This window comes from Actinokineospora fastidiosa (assembly GCF_014648415.1).
GTDB lineage: Bacteria > Actinomycetota > Actinomycetes > Mycobacteriales > Pseudonocardiaceae > Actinokineospora > Actinokineospora fastidiosa.
In genome coordinates this window covers 317,699-336,294 of sequence record NZ_BMRB01000004.1, presented here as the reverse complement: position 1 = coordinate 336,294, position 18,596 = coordinate 317,699, and the positions used below count along the sequence as shown (strand labels likewise).

The following is an 18,596-nucleotide window of genomic DNA, read 5'->3' as shown; positions in this document are numbered from 1 at the left end:
GTGGCTGAAAACGTCCGCACCGCCATGCTGCTGCGGGAGTGCTTCGAGGTGTTGCGCGAGGCCGAGGAGCCGCTTCCCGGGAAGGAGGTGACACGACGGATCGCGCAGCGGGTCACGCTCTCCCCACACGAGCTGACCGTTATCAACCAGGCCGGGCTCAAGCGTTGGGTCAGCAATCTGCGGTGGCGGACCGGTGAGGCGACCACCATCGGGTGGATGACCAAACGGGACGGTCGGTGGTCGATCACCGAGGCGGGAGTGGCCGCGATGGAGAGCCACGACGCAGAGCAGTTCCTGGTCGAGATGAACCGCCGCTACAAGGACATCCTCCGGCACCGCAAGACCGCCGTCGACCAACTCGGTGAGGACGCCCGGAAGCTGGCGCGGGTGCTCGCCGTGGTCGATGCGGGCTCCTGGCTGACCTACCACGACCTCGCCACCCTCACCAACCTGCCCGCCCAGCACGTCCCGCACTTCCTGGCCCAGGCCAGTCCCGCGCTGCCGGGCTCGCAGCGGGTGCTCACCAACGACGGCACCGTCCCGCCCGACCGCCTGCTCAGCTTCACCTTCCGGGGTGGGGACATGCAGCGCAGACTGGCCGCCGAGGGCATCGAGTTCGACGACGACGGGCGCGCCTCCGAGGCCCAGCGGATCAGCACCGACGAACTGGCCGAGCGGCTGATCGAGGTCGGCGGCGACAGCGAGCAATCGGCGACCACCCGGGCCTGGGTGATCCGTGGCTCTTCCGTGGACGGCCGGAATCTGGTGCCAGGCTGGCTTACCGGCGGATTCGCCTCGCTGGCGGGCACCAAGCTACGGCCGATCGCTCCCCCGGTCCCGCTCGACGACCTCAAGACCATCGTCGACGAGGACTACCAGGGCCTGCCGCACGCGACCCGCGCGGGCAAGCTCGCCGAGTTCGACGCCTTCTGCAACCGGATGCGGGAGGGTGACTACGTGCTCACCCTGTCGCAGGGGTCCACCTACCTCGGGCGGATCACCTCGGCGGCCGACCACGTCGAGTCCGAGGACAAGCGGTCGAACCTGCGCAGGCAGGTCCAGTGGTTCAACGCCGACCAGCCCGTCCCCTACACCAAGCTGCCCAACCCGCTCCCGGTCCGGCTGGCCAGCACCGCCGATGTGGTGGACCTGACCGCCGACCTGGCCACGATCGAGCGGCTGCTCGTCGACCTGGACATCGACATCGACGAGACCGCGCCTGCCGATCACGCCGCCGTCGAGTTCCGCGCCATCGAGGACGACCTCGCCGAGCAGGTCATGATGAGCCGGGACTGGTTGCGGGAACTGGCCGACCTGCTGCGCGAACGCCGTCAGATGATCTTCTACGGCCCGCCCGGCACCGGCAAGACCTACCTGGCCCGCGAACTCGCCGGGTATCTGGCGGCGGACCCGAGCCAGGTCAAGCTGGTGCAGTTTCACCCGTCCTATACCTATGAGGACTTCTTCCAGGGCTTCCGTCCCGTGCAGGGCAAGGACGGGCAACTGCGGTTCGACCTGCACCACGGACCGTTCAGCCGGTTGGTCACCGCCGCTCAGCAGCACCCGTCCGACCCGTACTTCCTGATCATCGACGAGATCAACCGGGCGAACCTGGCCAAGGTGTTCGGCGAGCTGTACTTCCTGCTGGAGTACCGCGAGCAGCCGGTCAGCCTGCTCTACTCCGCGCAGGACGAGGACACCTTCCGGCTGCCCGACAACGTGTTCATCATCGGCACGATGAACACCACTGACCGGTCCATCGCACTCGTCGACGCGGCCATGCGCCGCCGGTTCGCGTTCGTGGAGTTGCACCCGGCCCAGCCACCCACCGCGGGCCTGCTGCGGGCCTGGCTCGCGCGGCTGGACGACGAGGGCAAGCTGGCCCACCACCGCGACGCCGCCGACCTGCTCGACGTGCTCAACGAGCGGATTCCCGACCGCGACCTGGCGATCGGACCGTCGTTCCTGATGAAAGAGCCGATCTACCAGCGCGCGGACGGGCTGCGGCGGGTGTGGGAGTCCGACATCCTGCCGCTGCTGGCCGAGCACCACTACGGCAGCCCGCCCGAGGTGCTGGACCAGTACCGGCTAGACGCCCTCTACAAGGCCATCGGCGGCGCTCAGGGCGAGTCGACGCCGTGACCCACATCGAGGTCGGCGAACTGGGCCGCAGCCAGCACGCGCTGACCGACGCGCAGGGCCGGGCGCTGGCACGGTCGGGCGTGGTCACGGCGACGCCGTCGGCCCTCACGCCGGGCCTGTGGGAGGTGGCCGCCACCGGCAAGGTCGGGGTGGCGCGGGTGGGCGACCTGGACGTCTGGATCACGCCGAAGCTGCCGATCGACCGGCTGCTGTTCCTGGTCGGCTACGCCGCCGACCCGACCGCGTGGCGCGACGACACCGTGCACCTCGACGCCCGCGACGGGCTGATCCCAGCGATCGGGCAGGCGTTGTGGCGGCAGACCGAGCGGGCGCTGCGGCAAGGGCTTCTCCAGGGCTACAAGACGGTCGAGGAGACCTCCTACGTTATGCGCGGGCGGCTGCGCGAGGCCGACCAGCTCCGCCGCCACCACGGCCGGGTGATCCCGATGGAGCTGCGCCACGACGATTTCACCGTCGACATCCCGGAGAACCGGATCCTGCTCGCCGCGCTCACCCGGATGCTCACCGTTCCCCGGGTCGACGCCGAGTCGCGCAGGCGGATCGGCGGGCTGCGGATGCGGCTGGCTGAGGTGACGTCCCTGGTCAGCGGCGGTCGCCTGCCCGCGTGGCGGCCGAGCAGGCTCAACCAGCGGTATGTGCCCGCCCTGCGGCTGGCCGAGGTGGTCTGGCGGGCGACCTCGCCGGAACACGCCCTGGGGCACGTCCCGGCCAGCGGGTTCCTGTTCGACCTGCCGAAGGTCTTCGAGGCGTTCGTGACGGTCGCCATGGGCGAACGCCTGCACGCCGCCCACGGCGGCCGGGCGGAGCCGCAGTTCCCCTGCCACTTGGATGAGGCGCGCACGGTGCGCATGAAGCCAGACCTGGTCTGGTTCTCCGGCGGTCGGCCCGCGGCCGTGCTCGACGCGAAGTACAAGCGCGAGTCGCCGTCGGGCTATCCCAACGCCGACCTCTACCAACTGCTCGCCTACTGCACGACGCTGGGCCTGGCCCGCGGCCACCTGGTCTACGCGAAGGGCGCGGCCGAGGCCGCGGTGCACCGGATCGGCTCGGCCGGGGTGCGGATCCACTGTCACGCCCTCGACCTCACGCTGCCGCCCCCGCAGCTACTGGACAGCGTCAACCGACTCACCGACGCCATCGCGGCGGACGCGGACATGGAACCGACCATCGGTAACCGGTGGGCCGGATGATCAGGCATTCTTCGCTGACTTGAGCAAGTCCGACCACGCCTCGGTGGGAACCTCGAGGACCGGGCCGTGCGGGTTTTGCTATCGCGGATGGCGCCGCCCCGGGTCGTCAACGCGAGTTCAACTCAGCCCGTGTTCCCGCCGCCCGAGAAACTGCTCTTGCGCCGCCTGCTGATGATCATAAGCTCTCCAGTACCTTCCTGCGTTTGGCGATCAAGTCGGTCGACTTCGCTGACGACATGGCCAGCTTGGTCACCTCGTCGAAAATGGTGGTGAAGCGTTTCACTTCCTCAGTATTGTCCCCCCACGCAGTGCCAGCCGGGTACTCAAGGACCACGCCCGGCGCCTCACCCTCCTGCGGATCGTCGACGATCACGCCAGGAGCCGCTCACTGAGCCGTAGGCACCGGCAGCGAGCGGAACCACCTAAATTGTGCTGTTCGGCCGGTCCGCTGCCGCGAGCAGGTGCGCCAACTACTTGCGCGTGACAGCCATACCGCCGACTTCACGCAGGATGGCAGCCTCATCAAGGAGAACGTACGCACATATCGTCCCGCCGGACACCGCCCGCGCCCTGTGCCAGATGCCCGCGCAAGCCTGCTACATCGACCGCCCCCAGGGCACGCCCGTCTGCCCGGAGTGCGCGCTGGGGTTCGTCCCGGCCGCCTTCCCGCCGCGATCCCCACCGACCAGCTCACCCGGGCGATCGCCACTCGCTTCGCCGCCGCCTGCGCGGAGGCCGCCCACACCGTCAGCCGCTTGCTCGAACCAGCCACCGACGCCGGTCGACGACTCCCTGCGCGCGGCCGCCGTGGACGCATGGGCGAAGCCGACACAAAGCTGTAATCCCCTAATTCGGTAACACCCGACACAGCGCGCCCGAAGTCGGTAGGTGGACACCAGTGGCCGGACGGTCCACCAGGAGAGGGTCGATCACGTGCAGGGCGATCACGCATCACACCAGGGCCGCGCCGGACGCACCGGGGGCGGCTTGACACCGGACCTGGCGGACCGGCTACACCGTTGGTTGAAGGACCACCGCGACCAGCTGATCAATGTCGACCGGCGCAACCGGCTGCTCTACTTCAAGCACACCAAGACCGCGTCCCTGGAGATCGAGCAGCCCCTGGCAGGCGACCTCTACGCCACTCTCGACCGGGCCAACGGGTTCTTCACCTTCCACCTGCCCCCTCGGCCGGACGAGAGCGGCGAGCCGGTCGTCGTCCCGCCGCCGCTGCCGACCGACATCGTCGTCAAGGGCAAGGACGGCCCCGAGATCACCAAGGCCCTCGGGCTGCTGGAGCGCAAGTCCAACCAGGAGTTCGTCGACCGGGGCCTGTGGACGCTCTACCTCGGACTCGGGACCCTGGACTGGGTCGAGGCCGAGGGCACGGCCACGGTCAGCAGCCCGATCCTGCTGGTCCCGGTGTCGCTGACCCGGGCCAGCCTGCGCGAGCCCTTCCGGCTCGTCCGCACCGATGACGACACCGTCGTCAACCCCGCGCTCCTGGTGAAGCTGGAGACCGACTTCGGCATCCAGCTCGCGGCCGACGACCTCGCCGACCACGACCTCAACGGCGTGCTCGCCGCGTTCCGGCTGGCCATCCGGGGCTACGAGGGCTGGCGGGTTACCCGGCGAGCCGTGCTCACCACCTTCTCCTTTCAGAAGGAGGCGATGCACCGCGACCTGCTCGACAACGCGGACCAGATCATCAACCACCCGCTGATCGAGGTGCTCGCGCTCGGCACCGACGCGCCCCGCGCGGGAGCCTTCGGGTTCGACCCCGTCCCGGAGGACGATCTCGACCGGGTCGCGCCGCCGGAAGACCTGGTCAACGTCCGCGACGCCGACGCGACGCAGCGGCGCTGCATCCTCGCCGCCCGCGACGGGCGCAGCTTCGTCATGGACGGACCGCCCGGCAGCGGCAAGAGCCAGACGATCACCAACATGATCGCCGAGCTGCTGCACACCGACAAGACGGTGTTGTTCGTCAGCGAGAAGGCCGCGGCGCTCGACGTCGTCCACAACCGGCTCAAGGCGGCCAAGCTGGACGACTTCGTCCTCCAACTGCACAGCCACAAGGCCACCCGCAAGGCGGTCGCCGCCGAACTGGGCACCGCCCTGACCAAGCGCCCGAACGCGCCGGTCACGTTCACCCCCTCGGCGAAGGCCGACCTGGTCAAGCGGCGCAAGGCGCTCTCCACCTACGCGCTGGCCCTCAACGAGGTGCGCCAGCCCCTCGGCCGGTCGCTGCACCAGGTCCTCGGCGAGATCACCGCGCTGCACGCGCTTCCGCAGGCCCCGGTGCCCAGCACGTTCGGCCTGGACCTCACGCCGGAGACGCTCACCCACATCCGCGACACCGCCGAGCAACTGGGCCGGGCCTGGGCGCCGGTGGAGCGGGGCGACGCCTTCCTGTGGCGGGATCTCCAGAACACGTCCCTGTCCGCGTCGCGTCGGCACGAGGTCGAGGCCGACCTCGACCGGGCGGCGGGCGCGCTGGACGCCCTGCGCACGCACATCGACCTGCTACAGGACCAGCTCGGACTCGGCTGGTACGAGCGGCCCGCCGACGTCGACCGCCTGCTGCCGCTGCTGGCACTGCTCGACGACCGTCAGCCCATCCCGGCGCGGTGGCTGACCTCGGCCACCCTGAACGACGTGCAGGCGCGCGTCGGCACGCTGCACCAGGCAACCGCGGTCTACGACCTGGCACTCGTCGAGTTGCGCGAGATCGTCGGCGACGCCGCGGAGTTCGTCGAGCCCGCCCTCCTGGGGCCGTTCGCCGACGCCGAGGCGGCTCTGCACACCGCCAGTGCTCCCGTCCGGGCCGCACTGGCCTGGCGACCGGAGGACACCGCGACGGCCGAACTCGTCGCGACCCAGCGGGCGTTCCTGGTCGAAAGCACGACGACGCTCGACCAGATCGAGGCCGACGCCGCTAAGATCGCGTCGTCGTTCGGACTCGCCACGGCGGACATCACACCGCAGCGCGCCGTGGAGCTCGCCGAACTGGGCGCGCTGGTCACCGCACCCGCGCGGCCGGAGCCGGGATGGTTCGACCGAACCGCGCAAACCGCGCTCGACGAGGCCCTCGGGGTGCTGAGCGGGCTCGTCAGCGACTTCCGCGCCCGCCACCAGGCGCTGCGCTCGGTCTTCACCGACGACGCGCTGAACCTCGACCTCTTCGCCCTCCAGCGGCGGTTCGCCGAGGTGCACCGCGGTTTCGGCAAGCTGCGCCGCGCCTACCGCGATGACAAGAAGGCACTCGCGGCCTGCACGGTGACCGGGCGGGTCGACCGGCAGGTGCTGGAGCGACTGCCCGAGGGCGTCGCATGGCAGGAGCGGGCCAACCAGCTGTCGGCGGCCGAGTCCCGCCACGCCGACCTACTGGGCGACCACTACTACAGCCGGGCCGAGGCCGACTTCGCCAAGATCCACCAGGCGATCAGCGTGGCCAGGAGAGCGATCCACCTGGCCAGGGACGAGCGCATCGGCGACTCCTTCACCGACCAGCTCGCCCGTGGTGGAGCCCCCGATCCCGCGATCCACTTCCTCGCCGAGAACGTGCGCGCGGGCGTCGACTCCTGGCTGCGCTCGGCGGGGCAGGTCCTGGGAATCGACCCGGAGCGGCTGCACACCGTGCCCCTCGCCCGGCTTCGTGCGTGGGCCGCCGATGCCGTGGCGCCGCTCCAGGTGGTGGTCGACACCATGACCAGGCTGTCGACGCTGACGGGCAGGGCGCTGACGATCGAGTCGACCCGGTCGGCGCTGACACGGGCAGGCATCGTCAACGAGAAGCGGGAACTGGTCGCCGCCACGATGCCCGCTGACCAGGAACTGCTGGGCAGTCACTATCGCGGCGTCGAGACCGACTGGGTGGCGGTCGCGGGCGCGCTCGACTGGGCCGAGAACGTGCGCCGGGCGCTCGGCGGACCGGTGCGCATGCCCATCGCGGAGGCGCTGCTGACCTGCACAGCCACCTCGGCCGAACTTGAAGCGTGGCACGCGGCGTGGGCCAAGACGAGCAAGCGGGTCATCGGGCAGTTCGACGGGCAGCGCGCGGAGGAGGTCCGGGCCGAACTGCGCGACTCGGACTTCGATGTGGCGGAGGCGCTCCTGGAGGAGTTGCGCGACTCGGTCGGCGACATCGAGACGTGGGCGTCCTACGCCTCGGCGAAGTCGGAGCTCGAGCACCTCGGGCTGGAGCCGGTGGTCACGTTCTGCCGCGAGCAGCGGGTGCCCCAGTCGGACGTGCGGGCGATCGTCGAGCGCGCGGTCTTGGAAGCCTGGGCCGACGCGGTGTTCGAGACCGACCGCAACCGGCTTGGACCGCTGCGCTCGGTCGAGCGCGACGCCCTGGTGGACGAGTTCCGCAAGCTGGACACCCAACAGGTGGCGTTGGCGGCGGCGCGGGTCATCAACGCCTGCGCGCAGCGGCGGCCATCCAGTATGGCCGGGCAGGCGGGGGTTATCAAGCGGCAGGCCGAGATCTCCCGCAAGCACAAGCCGATCCGAACCCTGCTGACCGAGGCGGGCGAGACCGCGCAGCGGCTCAAGCCCTGCTTCATGATGAGCCCGCTGTCGGTGTCGCAGTTCCTGCCGCCGACACTGCGGTTCGACGTGGTGATCTTCGACGAGGCGTCCCAGGTCCTGCCCGCCGACGCCATCAACTGCGTCTACCGCGGGGATCAGCTGATCGTGGCGGGCGACAAGATGCAGCTCCCGCCGACGCGGTTCTTCGGCGGCGGGCAGTCCGACGACGACACGTACGACGACGAGGACGAGGTCCACGAGTTCGAGTCGGTGCTGGACCTCTGCAAGGGCGCGGGGGCGCTGGAGTCGCTGCCGCTGTCCTGGCATTACCGCAGCCAGCACGAGGACCTGATCACCTACTCCAACTACCGGTTCTACGGCGGCAAGCTGGCGACCTTCCCGGGAGCGACGCACAAGGCCGACGACATCGGCATCGAACTGATCAAGGTCGACGGCGTGTACCGGCGGGGCGGGGCCCGGGACAACCCGATCGAGGCGCGGACGGTCGTCGAGCGAGTGCTCTACCACCGGCGTCACCACCCGGACCTGACCATCGGCGTCGTGACGTTCTCCGGCGCGCAGCAGGACGCCATCGAGCGCGAGGTGGAACACCAGGCCCAGCGGTACCCCGAACTCGCGGGCCTGCGCACCGACGACCGGCTGGACGGCTTCTTCGTCAAGAACCTGGAGAACGTGCAGGGCGACGAACGCGACATCATCATCTTCAGCGTCGGCTACGGCAAGGACGAGAGCGGCAAGTTCTCGATGCAGGTGGCCCACCTCAACCGCCAGGGCAGCGAGCGCAGGCTCAACGTGGCTATCACCCGCGCGAAGCGGCGAGTCGAGATCGTGACCTCGGTGCGCGCCGAGGACTTCCCCGGTACCGCCAAGGCCGGGGCCATGAAGCACCTCCCCCGCTACCTGGACTTCGCCGACCGGGGGATCGCCGCACTCGCGCTCGCCGACGACGAATCGTCAGGCGACGTGGAGAGCCCGTTCGAGGCGGAGGTGGTCCGCACGCTGCACGGCTGGGGATTCGACGCGGTGCCGCAGGTGGGCGTGGCTGGCTACCGGGTCGACATCGGAATCAGGCACCCGGAGAAGCCGGGTCGGTTCGTCCTCGGCGTAGAGTGCGACGGCGCGATGTACCACTCGTCCAAGGTGGCCCGGGATCGCGATCGGCTGCGTCAGCAGGTCCTGGAGGGACTCGGCTGGACGATCCACCGCATCTGGGGTCCGTCCTGGTACCGCAACCGGGCAGAGCAAGAGGCCAGGCTGCGTCAGGCCATCGATGCAGCGATCTCGGGCAGGCCGAGCGCAGTCAGGGACGTGGCACCCGTCGACGATGTGCTGGTCGACCAGCACATCGTCGACCTGGAGGCACCGCCCGCCTGGACCGAGCCCTACCGGCTCGCCAGGTTGAGCTCGTCGCTCATCCCCTACGACGAGATGCACAGTCCCGCCGCGCGCCCACACCTGCGGAAACTGATTGAGGAGACCGTGCGCGCGGAGGGGCCGATCCACCAGGACCGGGCGTTGACCACGATCCGCAAAGCATGGGGCGGCGATCGCTCGGGGCCCCGGATCAAGGCGGCGTTCGAGTCCGCCGTCCGCGACCTGCGCGCCAGGATCGACCGGGACGGCGACGGCTTCCTCCGGCCGCGCTCCGCGCCGGTCACCGCGGTCCGCGTTCCCACGGACGACCCGGACACGAAGCGCGACGTGAAGTACGTGCCGATGGACGAACTCAAGCTCGCCGTCGTCAACCTCGTCCGCGACTGCCACGCCATCGACCGTGACGAGCTGACCGAGCGGGTGGCCAGGCTGTTCGGGTGGGGACGACGTGGTCCGGCGGTGTCGGCCGCCCTCTACCAGGCGATCGAGGAACTGGATGACGCGGGCGCGGTGACCGTCGACGGAGAGTTGGTGCTTGGTGAAGGTTCTGGGCCAGGGCACTAGCGTGGTTCGCTTGCTCGTGATCGACTCCTTCGACGCCTGGTTAGCCCAGGTACACGATGACGAGGACGAGTACGCCTACCGGGCCGTCTACTACGCCTACATGGGCGCGCACTCGGGCCGCCGGATCGCAGGCGAGGCATGCGGGGAGGTGCTGCCGGGCGGTGGCTACCGGCTGACCGCGGGCCGCGACCGGGAGCTGGTGCTCGGGAACGAGTCCGCGCGCAAGGCGTTCGTCGCGCACCTCGTGGCCCGGTACTGCGGCGACCGATACCCCGACATGGCGGCGTGGGAGGCGGCTCGGCATCGAGGGTTAGTCGAGGATCGCTGGTGATTCGCCGATCACATTTCCGCACGTAACCCACTCGGGTGAATACGCGGTCCGAACGGGTCGTGCTTCGTCACGGAAGGGCTGGTGGCACCGAGCCTGGAATCACGAGCAGAACACGGCCAGGGAGGTCGCCGTGCACCGCGCACACGAGCGTCTCGCCGCCCGGGACGAGCTGGGTCGGGTGTTGACCCCGGCTCGGCCGTTCGGGCCGATCGCCACCGAGGACGTCGCCGGGATCGGGCGCTCCACCGTCGACCAGCTCTTCGACCGCAACAACCGGATCTATTCGCAGGCGGTCAGCGATCTGTTCCCCGCGTACATCATCGGGAGGAAAGGGGCGGGCAAGACCGCGTTCCTGATCAGTTCGGACACCGACCGGGAGGTGTGGCGGGCGGCCATCGACACCGAGAAGGTGTACCACGAGATGCTCAACGTGCTGAACGCCTATCGGGGGGACGGGCTGTTCGTCGGGCAGCGGGCGGAGATCTGGACCGCGCTGTTCGACCACGTGGCGATGTTCCACGCGTGGCGGTTCTTCGACGGGCACGACCCCGAGGGGAAGCTGAACGTGCTGGGCACCTACCTGGGGCGGGCCGCGGACCCGGCGGCCGACGCCTCGCAGGTCGCCGAGCGGTTCCTGCGGCAGGTGCGCGAGCGCGTGCACGAGCGGCCGGGCACCGGGCCGACGGAGATCCTGGAGGGGATGGGCCAGGACAAGGCCCGCTTCGCCGACGCCAGGGCGGCCATGCGCGACCTGCTCACCGACCGGGGCCAGCCGCTGGTCATCGTGATGGACAACCTGGAGGAGCTGCACCTGCGGCTGCGCGAGCTGACCCCGGTGCTGGCCGGGCTGTTCCGCGCGGTCGGCGGCATCATGGCGCGCAGCCCGTCCGACCGGCCGTACGGGGTGCAGATCTGCCTGCCCTCGGAGCTGTTCGACCAGATCCACCGCATCGCGGCCGCGGCGGACAAGGACATGCAGGGCGGGTACCTGAAGATCTACTGGAGCGCGCGCGAGCTGCTGCGGCTGGCGGGCACCCGGCTGCACCTGTTCCTGCGCACCCGCCACCCCGACGAGTACGACCGCCTGGCCCGCGCCGCCGACCGCGTCGACGAGCCGGAGCCGGACATCGCGCTGCTGCGGGCCGCGCTGCCGACGAACTTCCGCAGCGGCCTCGGCATCCCCGAGGACCCGGTCGCCTACCTGCTGCGGCACACCCAGCTGCTGCCCCGGCACCTGATCCACATCCTCAACAGCGTCTTCAGCAGGCACGACCGCGGCTCGACGCCCTGGCAGGTGACCCCGGCGGCCATCCTGGCGGGCACCCGGCACGCCGAGCACCTGCTGGTGACCAGCATCCTGGCGGCGTACCAGGCGTCGTACCCCCTGGCGGGCGAGGCGCTGCGCAGGCTCACCGGGCGGCTCGACATCTGCTTCCCCGCGTGCGAGCTGCACAAGGTCTACAACCGGCAGGGCATCCGCAAGGTCTCCGGCATGGACTTCGACGAGTTCCTGTCGATGCTGTTCTCGCTGGGCGTGCTGGGCATCCGGTTCGGCCAGACCGGCCGGTACAACAAGGCGCACTTCCAGTACACCTTCGACTACGAGCTGGGCGCCCAGGAGGAGCACGACCACCTGTGCGTGCACCCGCTGTTCACCCGCTACCTCCTGGAACGGTCGCTGCCCCAGCTGCGCAAGGCGCAGGCGCACGCGACCTACCCCTACGGCTGCGACCCCCAAGGCGAGGACTACCGCACCGCCTTCGGCTACACGGTTCCGCCTCCCCGGAATTAACCATGGTGGTTGCGGTGGGTGGGGACAGTTGCGGCGGGTGGGGGTCGGTGGCTGGGTTGGGTTCCGGTCCCCTTGGGTGCGGTTGGGGGCCACGCAGGAAGAGACTGTGAAGGGCAAGGGGGAGAGATGCCGCTTAGTCCGCGTACTACTAAGGCGTTGCCTGGGGTGGCGGCGGAGTATCTCGATGAGCAGCCGGACGGGCCGCGGATCGGGATCGCGTTGTCCGGGGGCGGGATCCGGTCGGCGGCGTTCAACCTGGGGGCGCTGCAGGCGTTGCAGGAGCGCGGCGTGCTGCGGGACTCGGCGTACCTGGCGGCGGTGTCGGGCGGCAACTACATCGCCAGCGCGCTGATGATCTCCGCGGCGCACACGTCCGCCGAACTGGAGAACGGCAAGCCGCTGTGGGGGCGCGGATCGCCGGAGGAGCGGCGGCTGCGGCTCAACAGCGACTACCTCGCGCCCGGGCACGAGGGCAAGCTGTGGATGGCCGCCAGCGTCGTCTACGGGTTCATCGTGAACTACCTGCCGTTCGCGCTGACCGCGGTGATCGCGGGCAGGCTCACCGGCTGGGTGCTGGCCGCGCTGGGCGTGCGGCTCACCGACCTGCGGCTCAACGGCCTGCACCTGCCCGAGTCCGCCGTGCTGACGGCGCTGCTGGCGGTCGGCGCCGTGTGCGTGCTGCTCGCCCTCGGCGCCGTCTGCTACCGGCGGATGAGCGACAACCCCGGCGACTACGGGGAATCGGCGTGGGAGCGGTTCGGGGCGCGGGTGCTGCTGGTGGCGGGCGCGATCGTGGTCGTGCTCCTGCTGCCCGTGCTGACGCGGCTGTACGCGCTGGCGTCCACCAAGGCGCTGGCGTGGCTGTTCCAGGAGCCGCCGGAGACGTTCCAGAGCACGGTGGGCCGTATCGCCGCCGGGCTGGTGTGGCTGGTGGCCGCGCTGCTCGCCGCCGCGGCGGCGCTCATGCTCAGCAGGCGGCTGCGGGCGCGCAGGCTGATGCTGTTGCTGGCCTCGCTCGCGGCGGCGGGCCTGCTGCTCGTGCCGCTGCTCTCGGCGCTCGAGCTGGCCAACCGCCAGCCCCGGCCTTCCACAGTGGACGTCATCGTCCTCGCCGCGTTCGTGGTCGTCGTGCTCGGCATGGCCGTCTTCGTGCACAACCGCCGCTACTCGATGCACCTGTTCTACCGCGAACGGCTCAACAGCGCCTTCGCCCTCCAGCGGGAACGCGACGAGCGCGGCTGCATCGTGGCCGCGCCCATCAGCTATCGGGAGAAGCTGTACTTCTCCGACCTCAAGCCCGCGACCGACCTGCCGAAGCTGGTCGTCTGCTGCGCGGTGAACGTCACCACCGACGACGTGCCGGTCGGGCGCTTCGCCGAGTCGTTCACCTTCGAGCGCGGGCGCAGCGGCGGCCCGCTGTTCGGCTACCACGACACCAAGCGCCTCGAACAGCGCAACGGCGTCGCGGGAACGGAGTTGACGCTGCCGTCGATGATGGCGGTGTCCGGCGCGGCGCTCTCGCCGCTGATGGGCCGGTTCACCTACCCGCCGCTGCGGTTCCTGATGGCGCTGACCAACGTGCGGCTGGGCGTCTGGATCAAGAACCCCAACCACGCGGCGGCCAAGCGGGTCGAGGAGGACTGCCGGTCGCGGCTGCGGCGCGCGGCCCGCCGGATGCGCGACGGCTGGTTCGAGCCGGGCGCGTGGTACGTCCTGCGGGAGGCGCTGGGCGCGGCGAAGTCGACGCACCGCTACATCTATCTCACCGACGGCGGGCACTGGGAGAACCTGGGCGTGGTCGAGCTGCTGCGCCGCCGCTGCACCCACGTGCTGTGCTTCGACGCCAGCTGCGACCGCGACGGCGAGGGCCTGGACATCGGCAGGGCGATCGCGCTGGCGCGCAGCGAACTCGGCGTCGACATCGATCTCGACCCCCGGCCGGTGCTGCCGGACTCGGCCGGGTTGAGCGCTTCCATGGCCGTCGCGGGCGTGATGAGCTATCCGCCGCCCGGCAACCAGCAGGCGCAGCTGGTGTACGCCAAGGCGGTGCTCACCGAGGAGGCGAGCTGGGACCTGCACGCGTTCAAGCACCGCGAGCCGCGTTTCCCCAACCACTCCACCAGCCAGCAGATGTTCACCGACGAGCAGTTTGAGGCATACCGGACGCTGGGCCACGAGGCGGGTGAGAAAGCGGTCACTCTGCTGAACATTCCCGCACGACGGCGCGCACAGGCGGTGGCGCACGGCAACGGTCGGGTGTAGGGAATAACAAACCGGCTTCACTGGGGTATAGGCGCGAGTTCACCTGGGTACGTGGCCGGCGTCAGGGCCGCGCACAGATGGGAGCGATCCGCCATGACCACATCCGTGGGACCACCGCGCCGGGTGGACGTCCGGCTGGACACCGGGCTCAAACGCGACGTGAACAAGCTGAGCCTGCTGTTCACCGGGGTCGGCGCGATCATCGGGTCCGGCTGGCTGTTCGGCGCCCTGTACGCCTCCCAGATCGCCGGACCGGCGGCCATCCTGTCCTGGGCGATCGGCGGGGTCATGGTCATGGTGATCGGTCTGGTCTACGCGGAGCTGGGAGTGATGTTCCCCGTCTCCGGCGGGATCATTCGCTTCCCGCACTACTCGTTCGGCTCCTTCGCCAGCTTCAGCTCCGGCTGGACGAGCTGGCTGGCCGCCGCCGCGGTCACGCCCATCGAGGTGCTCGCCACGATCCAGTACGCCGACCCGTACATCCCGTGGCTGATGAACCAGAGCGACGGCGTGTTCGTGCTGACCGGGCCCGGCCTCGCGATCGCGGTCGCGCTGATGTTCCTCTACAGCCTGGTCAACATCCTCGGCGTGAAGCTGTTCGCCCGCCTCAACAACGCGCTGGTGTGGTGGAAGCTCGCGGTGATCGCGCTGGTCGTGGTCGCGTTCTTCGTCCTGGCGTTCAACCCGGAGAACCTCAGCTCGGTCGCGGGATTCGCCCCCGAGGGCTGGGGATCGGTGCTGACCGCGATCCCCGCGGCCGGGGTCGCCTTCGCGTACCTGGGATTCCGCAACGGCATCGAGTTCGCGGGCGAGACCGACAACCCGCAGAAGAACGTGCCGTTCGCCATCATCGGCTCGATCCTGATCGCCGGGATCATCTACGTGCTGCTGCAGCTGGCGTTCATCACCGCCGTCCCGGGGCACCTGCTCACCGACGGCTGGGCGAACCTGGCCTTCGAGGACGCCGCCGGGCCGCTGGCCGGGCTCTCACTGGTGCTGGGCGCGGTCTGGCTGGCCGTGCTGCTGCGTGTGGACGCCGTCATCTCCCCCGCCGACACCGGCCTGATCTACGCGGGCGTCACCGCGCGCCTGTCGTACGCCAACGCCCGCAACGGCAACGCCCCGCAGGCCCTGACGAAGCTGAACAAGCGCGGGATCCCCTGGGTGTCGGTGCTCGTGATGTTCATCGTGGGCTGCTTCTTCTTCCTGCCCTTCCCGGGCTGGCAGCAGTTCATCGGCTTCATCACCTCGGCGTTCGCCATCTCCTTCGGCGCGGGCCCGCTCGTGCTGGGCGCGCTGCGCAGGCAGCTGCCCGACCAGGAGCGGCCGTTCCGGGTGCCCGGCGGTGACGTGCTGCCCTACCTGGCGTTCCTGTTCTCCAGCCTGCTGGTGTTCTGGGCCGGGTGGGCGATCAACGAGAAGATGATCATCGCGCTGCTCGTCGGGTACGTGGTGTTCGCGATCTACCACGCCCGCAACCGGGCGGTCATGCCGCCGCTGGAGTTCAAGGCCGGGTCCTGGTTCCCGATCTGGCTCGTCGGCCTCGGCATCATCAGCTACCTCGGCGACGTCGACCCCGACCAGCCCGCCGACCCGGGCCTGATCCTCAACGGCGGCGACGGGCCGATCTCGCTGGTGTGGGGCTTCGTCATCCTGGCGGTGTTCAGCGCGCTGGTGTACGCCTACGCCATCGCCGTGCGGCTGCCGCCCGAGCGGGCCGCGCGGAACATCAGCCAGGCGCCGACCGACGAGCCCGCCGCGATCTGACGGGTACAGTCGACGGACGAGGAGGAGGTGACGCGGATGCCCGGTTGGCGGTCGCTGCTGGCGCTGTTCGCGCTCCTCCTCGTCCACCAGCCCACCGAGCTGGTCGCCGCGGTCGCGGCCGTCGCCCTGATCGTGCTGCTGGTCAGCGTGGCGCCGCTCCCGACGGCCTGCCCGTCGTGGGCGCGGTCCCTCTCCCTGCGCGAGCGGTCCCAGCGCACGGCGTTCCTGCGCCTGCGCGATCCCGACGCCGCGGGTCGTCCCCGTCCTCGAGCCCCAGGACGCAGCCTCCGCGCTGCCTGATCCGTCCTGCCCGCTCGACATCCGGAGTACCGTGTTCCACGACCTGGGCGCGGCCCTGGCCGGGCTCGCCACGCCCGTCCTGGCCATCGTCGCCTTCACCGCGCTCGTCCGCCTGCTCATGCACCCGCTCGCCCGCGCCGCCGTGCGCGGCGAGAAAGCCCGCGCCGCCCTCGCCCCGCAGGTGGGGGCGCTGAAAACCCGCTATGGCAACGACCCCCGCACCCTCCAGCGCAAGACGCTGGAGCTGTACCGGGAGTCGGGCACGTCGCTGTTCACCGGCTGCCTGCCCGCGCTGGTCCAGATCCCGTTCTTCATGGTGATGTACCGCCTGGTGACCACGGACAGCCCGCTGCTGGACGGCGCCCTGTTCGGCGCGCCGCTCGGCACGCACTGGCTGGGCGTGTTCGCCTTCACACCGGTCTTCGTCGGACTGTTCGCCGCGCTGACCGCCGTGGCCTATGCCACAGCTCGATGGCAGGCCGCGCAGGCGCTGCGCTCGGGGGCGCCCGAGCCGCCGATGGCCCGGTGGCTGCGCCTGCTGCCGTTCGGCACGGTGCCCGTCGCCGCCGTCCTGCCGCTGGCCGCCGGGGTCTACCTGCTCACCACGACGACGTGGACGCTGGTGGAGCGCGCCTTGCTGTACCGCCTGCTGTGACGCACGGGTGGGAGCGGCCCCCGACGACCGCTCCCACCCGCGCCTACCCCTTCGTGGTGGTCGGGCTCGGCGTGGTCGTGACCGACGCCGTGCTGGTCGGCGCGGCGCTCGTGGGCCCTGTGGTCGTCGGCACTGTGGTCGTCGGCCCTGTGCTCGTCGGAGCCGTTGTCGTGGGCGCCGTCGTCGTGGGCGCCGTGGTCGTGCCGTTCGGGGGCAGCGGGATGAACGGCATGCCCGGCTGCTCCACGCAGCCGTCGGGGCCGTAGACCGTGTTGGGGGCGGGGAAGCGGTTGTCGAACAGCTCTCCGTTCGTGGGCGAGCAGCCGTACTGGTAGACGTTGAGCGGTATGCCGTGCTCGTCGTAGAGGTAGAACTCGGGGATCTCCTTGCCCTCGCCGTCCACGGCGTACAGGTTCCCCAACGGCTCACCGTTGTAGGACAGGCCCGTTGAGACGGACACCGGGTAGTAGTAGCCGTTGTCCCGTCCGCTCGCGTCGACCGCCTGCACCGCCAGCGACAGGCCCAGCCCGATCGCCAGCGCGTTGGCGGGCACGACGACCAGCAGGAGCCGCCGGTCGACGGCCACCCGCCTGCCCGCCCACAGCAGGACACCGGCCGCGCCGAGGAGGGCCACCATCCACAGCCCGGCGTCGGCCCGGACGGCGGCGGCGCACCCCAGGGCGACCAGCAGCAGCCGGGCCACCCGCCAGCCGGGCGCCAGGGCGCGGACCCGCTCGGGGGACGGCAGTCGCCGCACCGCCCGCCGCGCCTGGTCGCGGGCGAGCCGGTACTCGGGCACCGACTCGACGTCGACGCGCCGCACCATCCCGGCGAACACCAGCCACAGCGCCGGGAGCAGCGCCAGCCCGCAGAGCAGCGCCACCGCCAGCGCCTCCTCGTCGTACCGCTCGGAGAGCACCCCCGACAGGCCCGCCGCCACGGTGGCCCCCGCCGCCGCCCACACCACGTACCGCGCGCGCCACGTCCTGGGCCGCTCGGCCTGGGTGTCCTGCGCCACCGGGTAGCCGCCCGCGCGCCGCAGCTCGGCGGCGTACTCCTCGGGCGTGCCGAGCCGGTCGACGACCGCCTCCAGCGAGCCCGCCTCGGCGTACACCTCGTCCACGTGCGGCGCCAGGTCCTCCATGACCTCGGCGACCTCCTCGTCCGGCAGGCCGGTCAGGCCCGCGCGCACGCGCCGCAGGTACTCGGCGACCTCAGGGCGGGTGACGATGTCGTTCACGCCGCTGCCCCCTTCCGCAAGATCCCGTCGAGCGTCGCGGCGAACGCCCGCCACGCCTCCTCCGACTCGGCCAGCTTCGTCCGGCCCGCCTCGTTGACCCCGTAGTACTTCCGGTGCGGCCCCTCGTCGCTGGGGACCACGTAGGAGGTCAGGTACCCGGCCCGGTACAGCCTGCGCAGCGTCCCGTAGACGGAGGCGTCCCCCACCTCGTCCATCCCCCCGGTGCGCAGCCTGCGCAGCACGTCGTAGCCGTACCCGTCCTCGTTCCTGAGCACGGCCAGCACGGCCAGGTCCAGCACCCCCTTGAGCAGCTGGCTCGTATCCACATCACCCTCCTGGTATGGCGCTACGGACACTATTACGCATAGCGCGGTAGTGCGCAAGGCGCACCTGTCGACACGAAA

The 18,596-nt window shown here is 70.5% G+C and carries 12 protein-coding genes; 9 read left to right on the top strand and 3 right to left on the bottom strand.

Annotation, left to right across the window (positions count from 1 at the left end; all coding sequences use genetic code 11):
- Together IEY98_RS23650 and IEY98_RS23645 are read left to right on the top strand one after the other, a co-directional pair.
- Nucleotides 1-2,142, top strand: a complete 2,142-nt coding sequence (locus tag IEY98_RS23650) for an McrB family protein (RefSeq protein WP_189212802.1) — start codon at nucleotides 1-3, stop codon at nucleotides 2,140-2,142.
- Nucleotides 2,139-3,353, top strand: a complete 1,215-nt coding sequence (locus IEY98_RS23645; RefSeq protein ID WP_189212801.1) for an McrC family protein — start codon at nucleotides 2,139-2,141, stop codon at nucleotides 3,351-3,353. Before IEY98_RS23650 ends, IEY98_RS23645 begins: the two co-directional genes overlap by 4 nt.
- Nucleotides 3,354-3,528: 175 nt before the next feature.
- Here the strand turns inward: IEY98_RS23645 and IEY98_RS23635 are convergent, their stop codons facing one another.
- Nucleotides 3,529-3,726 (bottom strand): Scr1 family TA system antitoxin-like transcriptional regulator, encoded by a 198-nt coding sequence (locus IEY98_RS23635; RefSeq protein ID WP_189212800.1) that lies wholly within the window; start codon nucleotides 3,724-3,726, stop codon nucleotides 3,529-3,531.
- Between the two features lie 650 nt (nucleotides 3,727-4,376).
- On the opposite strand from IEY98_RS23635, the gene IEY98_RS23630 reads away from it, so the two are divergent.
- The 7 genes from IEY98_RS23630 (at nucleotide 4,377) to IEY98_RS23600 (ending at nucleotide 16,952) form a co-directional block, all read left to right on the top strand.
- A complete protein-coding gene (locus tag IEY98_RS23630) occupies nucleotides 4,377-9,845 on the top strand; it encodes a DUF3320 domain-containing protein (RefSeq protein ID WP_189212799.1) in 5,469 nt (1,822 codons plus the stop codon).
- Nucleotides 9,846-9,855: 10 nt separating this feature from the next.
- Nucleotides 9,856-10,176 carry a hypothetical protein gene (locus IEY98_RS23625; protein ID WP_189212798.1) on the top strand — a complete coding sequence of 107 codons (321 nt, stop codon included), beginning with the start codon at nucleotides 9,856-9,858 and terminating at the stop codon, nucleotides 10,174-10,176.
- Between the two features lie 130 nt (nucleotides 10,177-10,306).
- Nucleotides 10,307-11,968 (top strand): P-loop ATPase, Sll1717 family, encoded by a 1,662-nt coding sequence (locus IEY98_RS23620; RefSeq protein WP_189212797.1) that lies wholly within the window; start codon nucleotides 10,307-10,309, stop codon nucleotides 11,966-11,968.
- A gap of 156 nt (nucleotides 11,969-12,124) precedes the next feature.
- The gene (locus IEY98_RS23615; protein ID WP_189212796.1) at nucleotides 12,125-14,230 is read left to right on the top strand and encodes a hypothetical protein; all 2,106 of its coding nucleotides are present in this window, start codon (nucleotides 12,125-12,127) and stop codon (nucleotides 14,228-14,230) included.
- A 93-nt stretch (nucleotides 14,231-14,323) separates the two neighbouring features.
- On the top strand, nucleotides 14,324-15,997 hold the full coding sequence (locus IEY98_RS23610) for an APC family permease (protein ID WP_189212795.1): 1,674 nt from the start codon (nucleotides 14,324-14,326) through the stop codon (nucleotides 15,995-15,997).
- A 36-nt stretch (nucleotides 15,998-16,033) separates the two neighbouring features.
- The gene (locus IEY98_RS23605) at nucleotides 16,034-16,297 is read left to right on the top strand and encodes a DUF6412 domain-containing protein (protein WP_189212794.1); all 264 of its coding nucleotides are present in this window, start codon (nucleotides 16,034-16,036) and stop codon (nucleotides 16,295-16,297) included.
- Nucleotides 16,298-16,328: 31 nt separating this feature from the next.
- Nucleotides 16,329-16,952: a YidC/Oxa1 family membrane protein insertase gene (locus IEY98_RS23600; RefSeq protein WP_189212793.1), complete on the top strand. Its 624-nt coding sequence runs from the start codon at nucleotides 16,329-16,331 to the stop codon at nucleotides 16,950-16,952.
- A 43-nt stretch (nucleotides 16,953-16,995) separates the two neighbouring features.
- Here the strand turns inward: IEY98_RS23600 and IEY98_RS23595 are convergent, their stop codons facing one another.
- Both IEY98_RS23595 and IEY98_RS23590 read right to left on the bottom strand, forming a co-directional pair.
- Nucleotides 16,996-18,192, bottom strand: a complete 1,197-nt coding sequence (locus IEY98_RS23595; protein ID WP_189212792.1) for a DUF1700 domain-containing protein — start codon at nucleotides 18,190-18,192, stop codon at nucleotides 16,996-16,998.
- Nucleotides 18,189-18,518: a PadR family transcriptional regulator gene (locus tag IEY98_RS23590; protein WP_189212791.1), complete on the bottom strand. Its 330-nt coding sequence runs from the start codon at nucleotides 18,516-18,518 to the stop codon at nucleotides 18,189-18,191. The genes IEY98_RS23595 and IEY98_RS23590 overlap by 4 nt, the downstream gene beginning before the upstream one ends.
- Nucleotides 18,519-18,596: the final 78 nt, after the last annotated feature.

Excerpts from the sequence above, each read along its gene's own strand:
- IEY98_RS23610 (WP_189212795.1), top strand. The coding sequence starts at position 14,324 with ATGACCACATCCGTGGGACCACCGCGCCGGGTGGACGTCCGGCTGGAC.
- IEY98_RS23605 (WP_189212794.1), top strand. The coding sequence starts at position 16,034 with ATGCCCGGTTGGCGGTCGCTGCTGGCGCTGTTCGCGCTCCTCCTCGTC.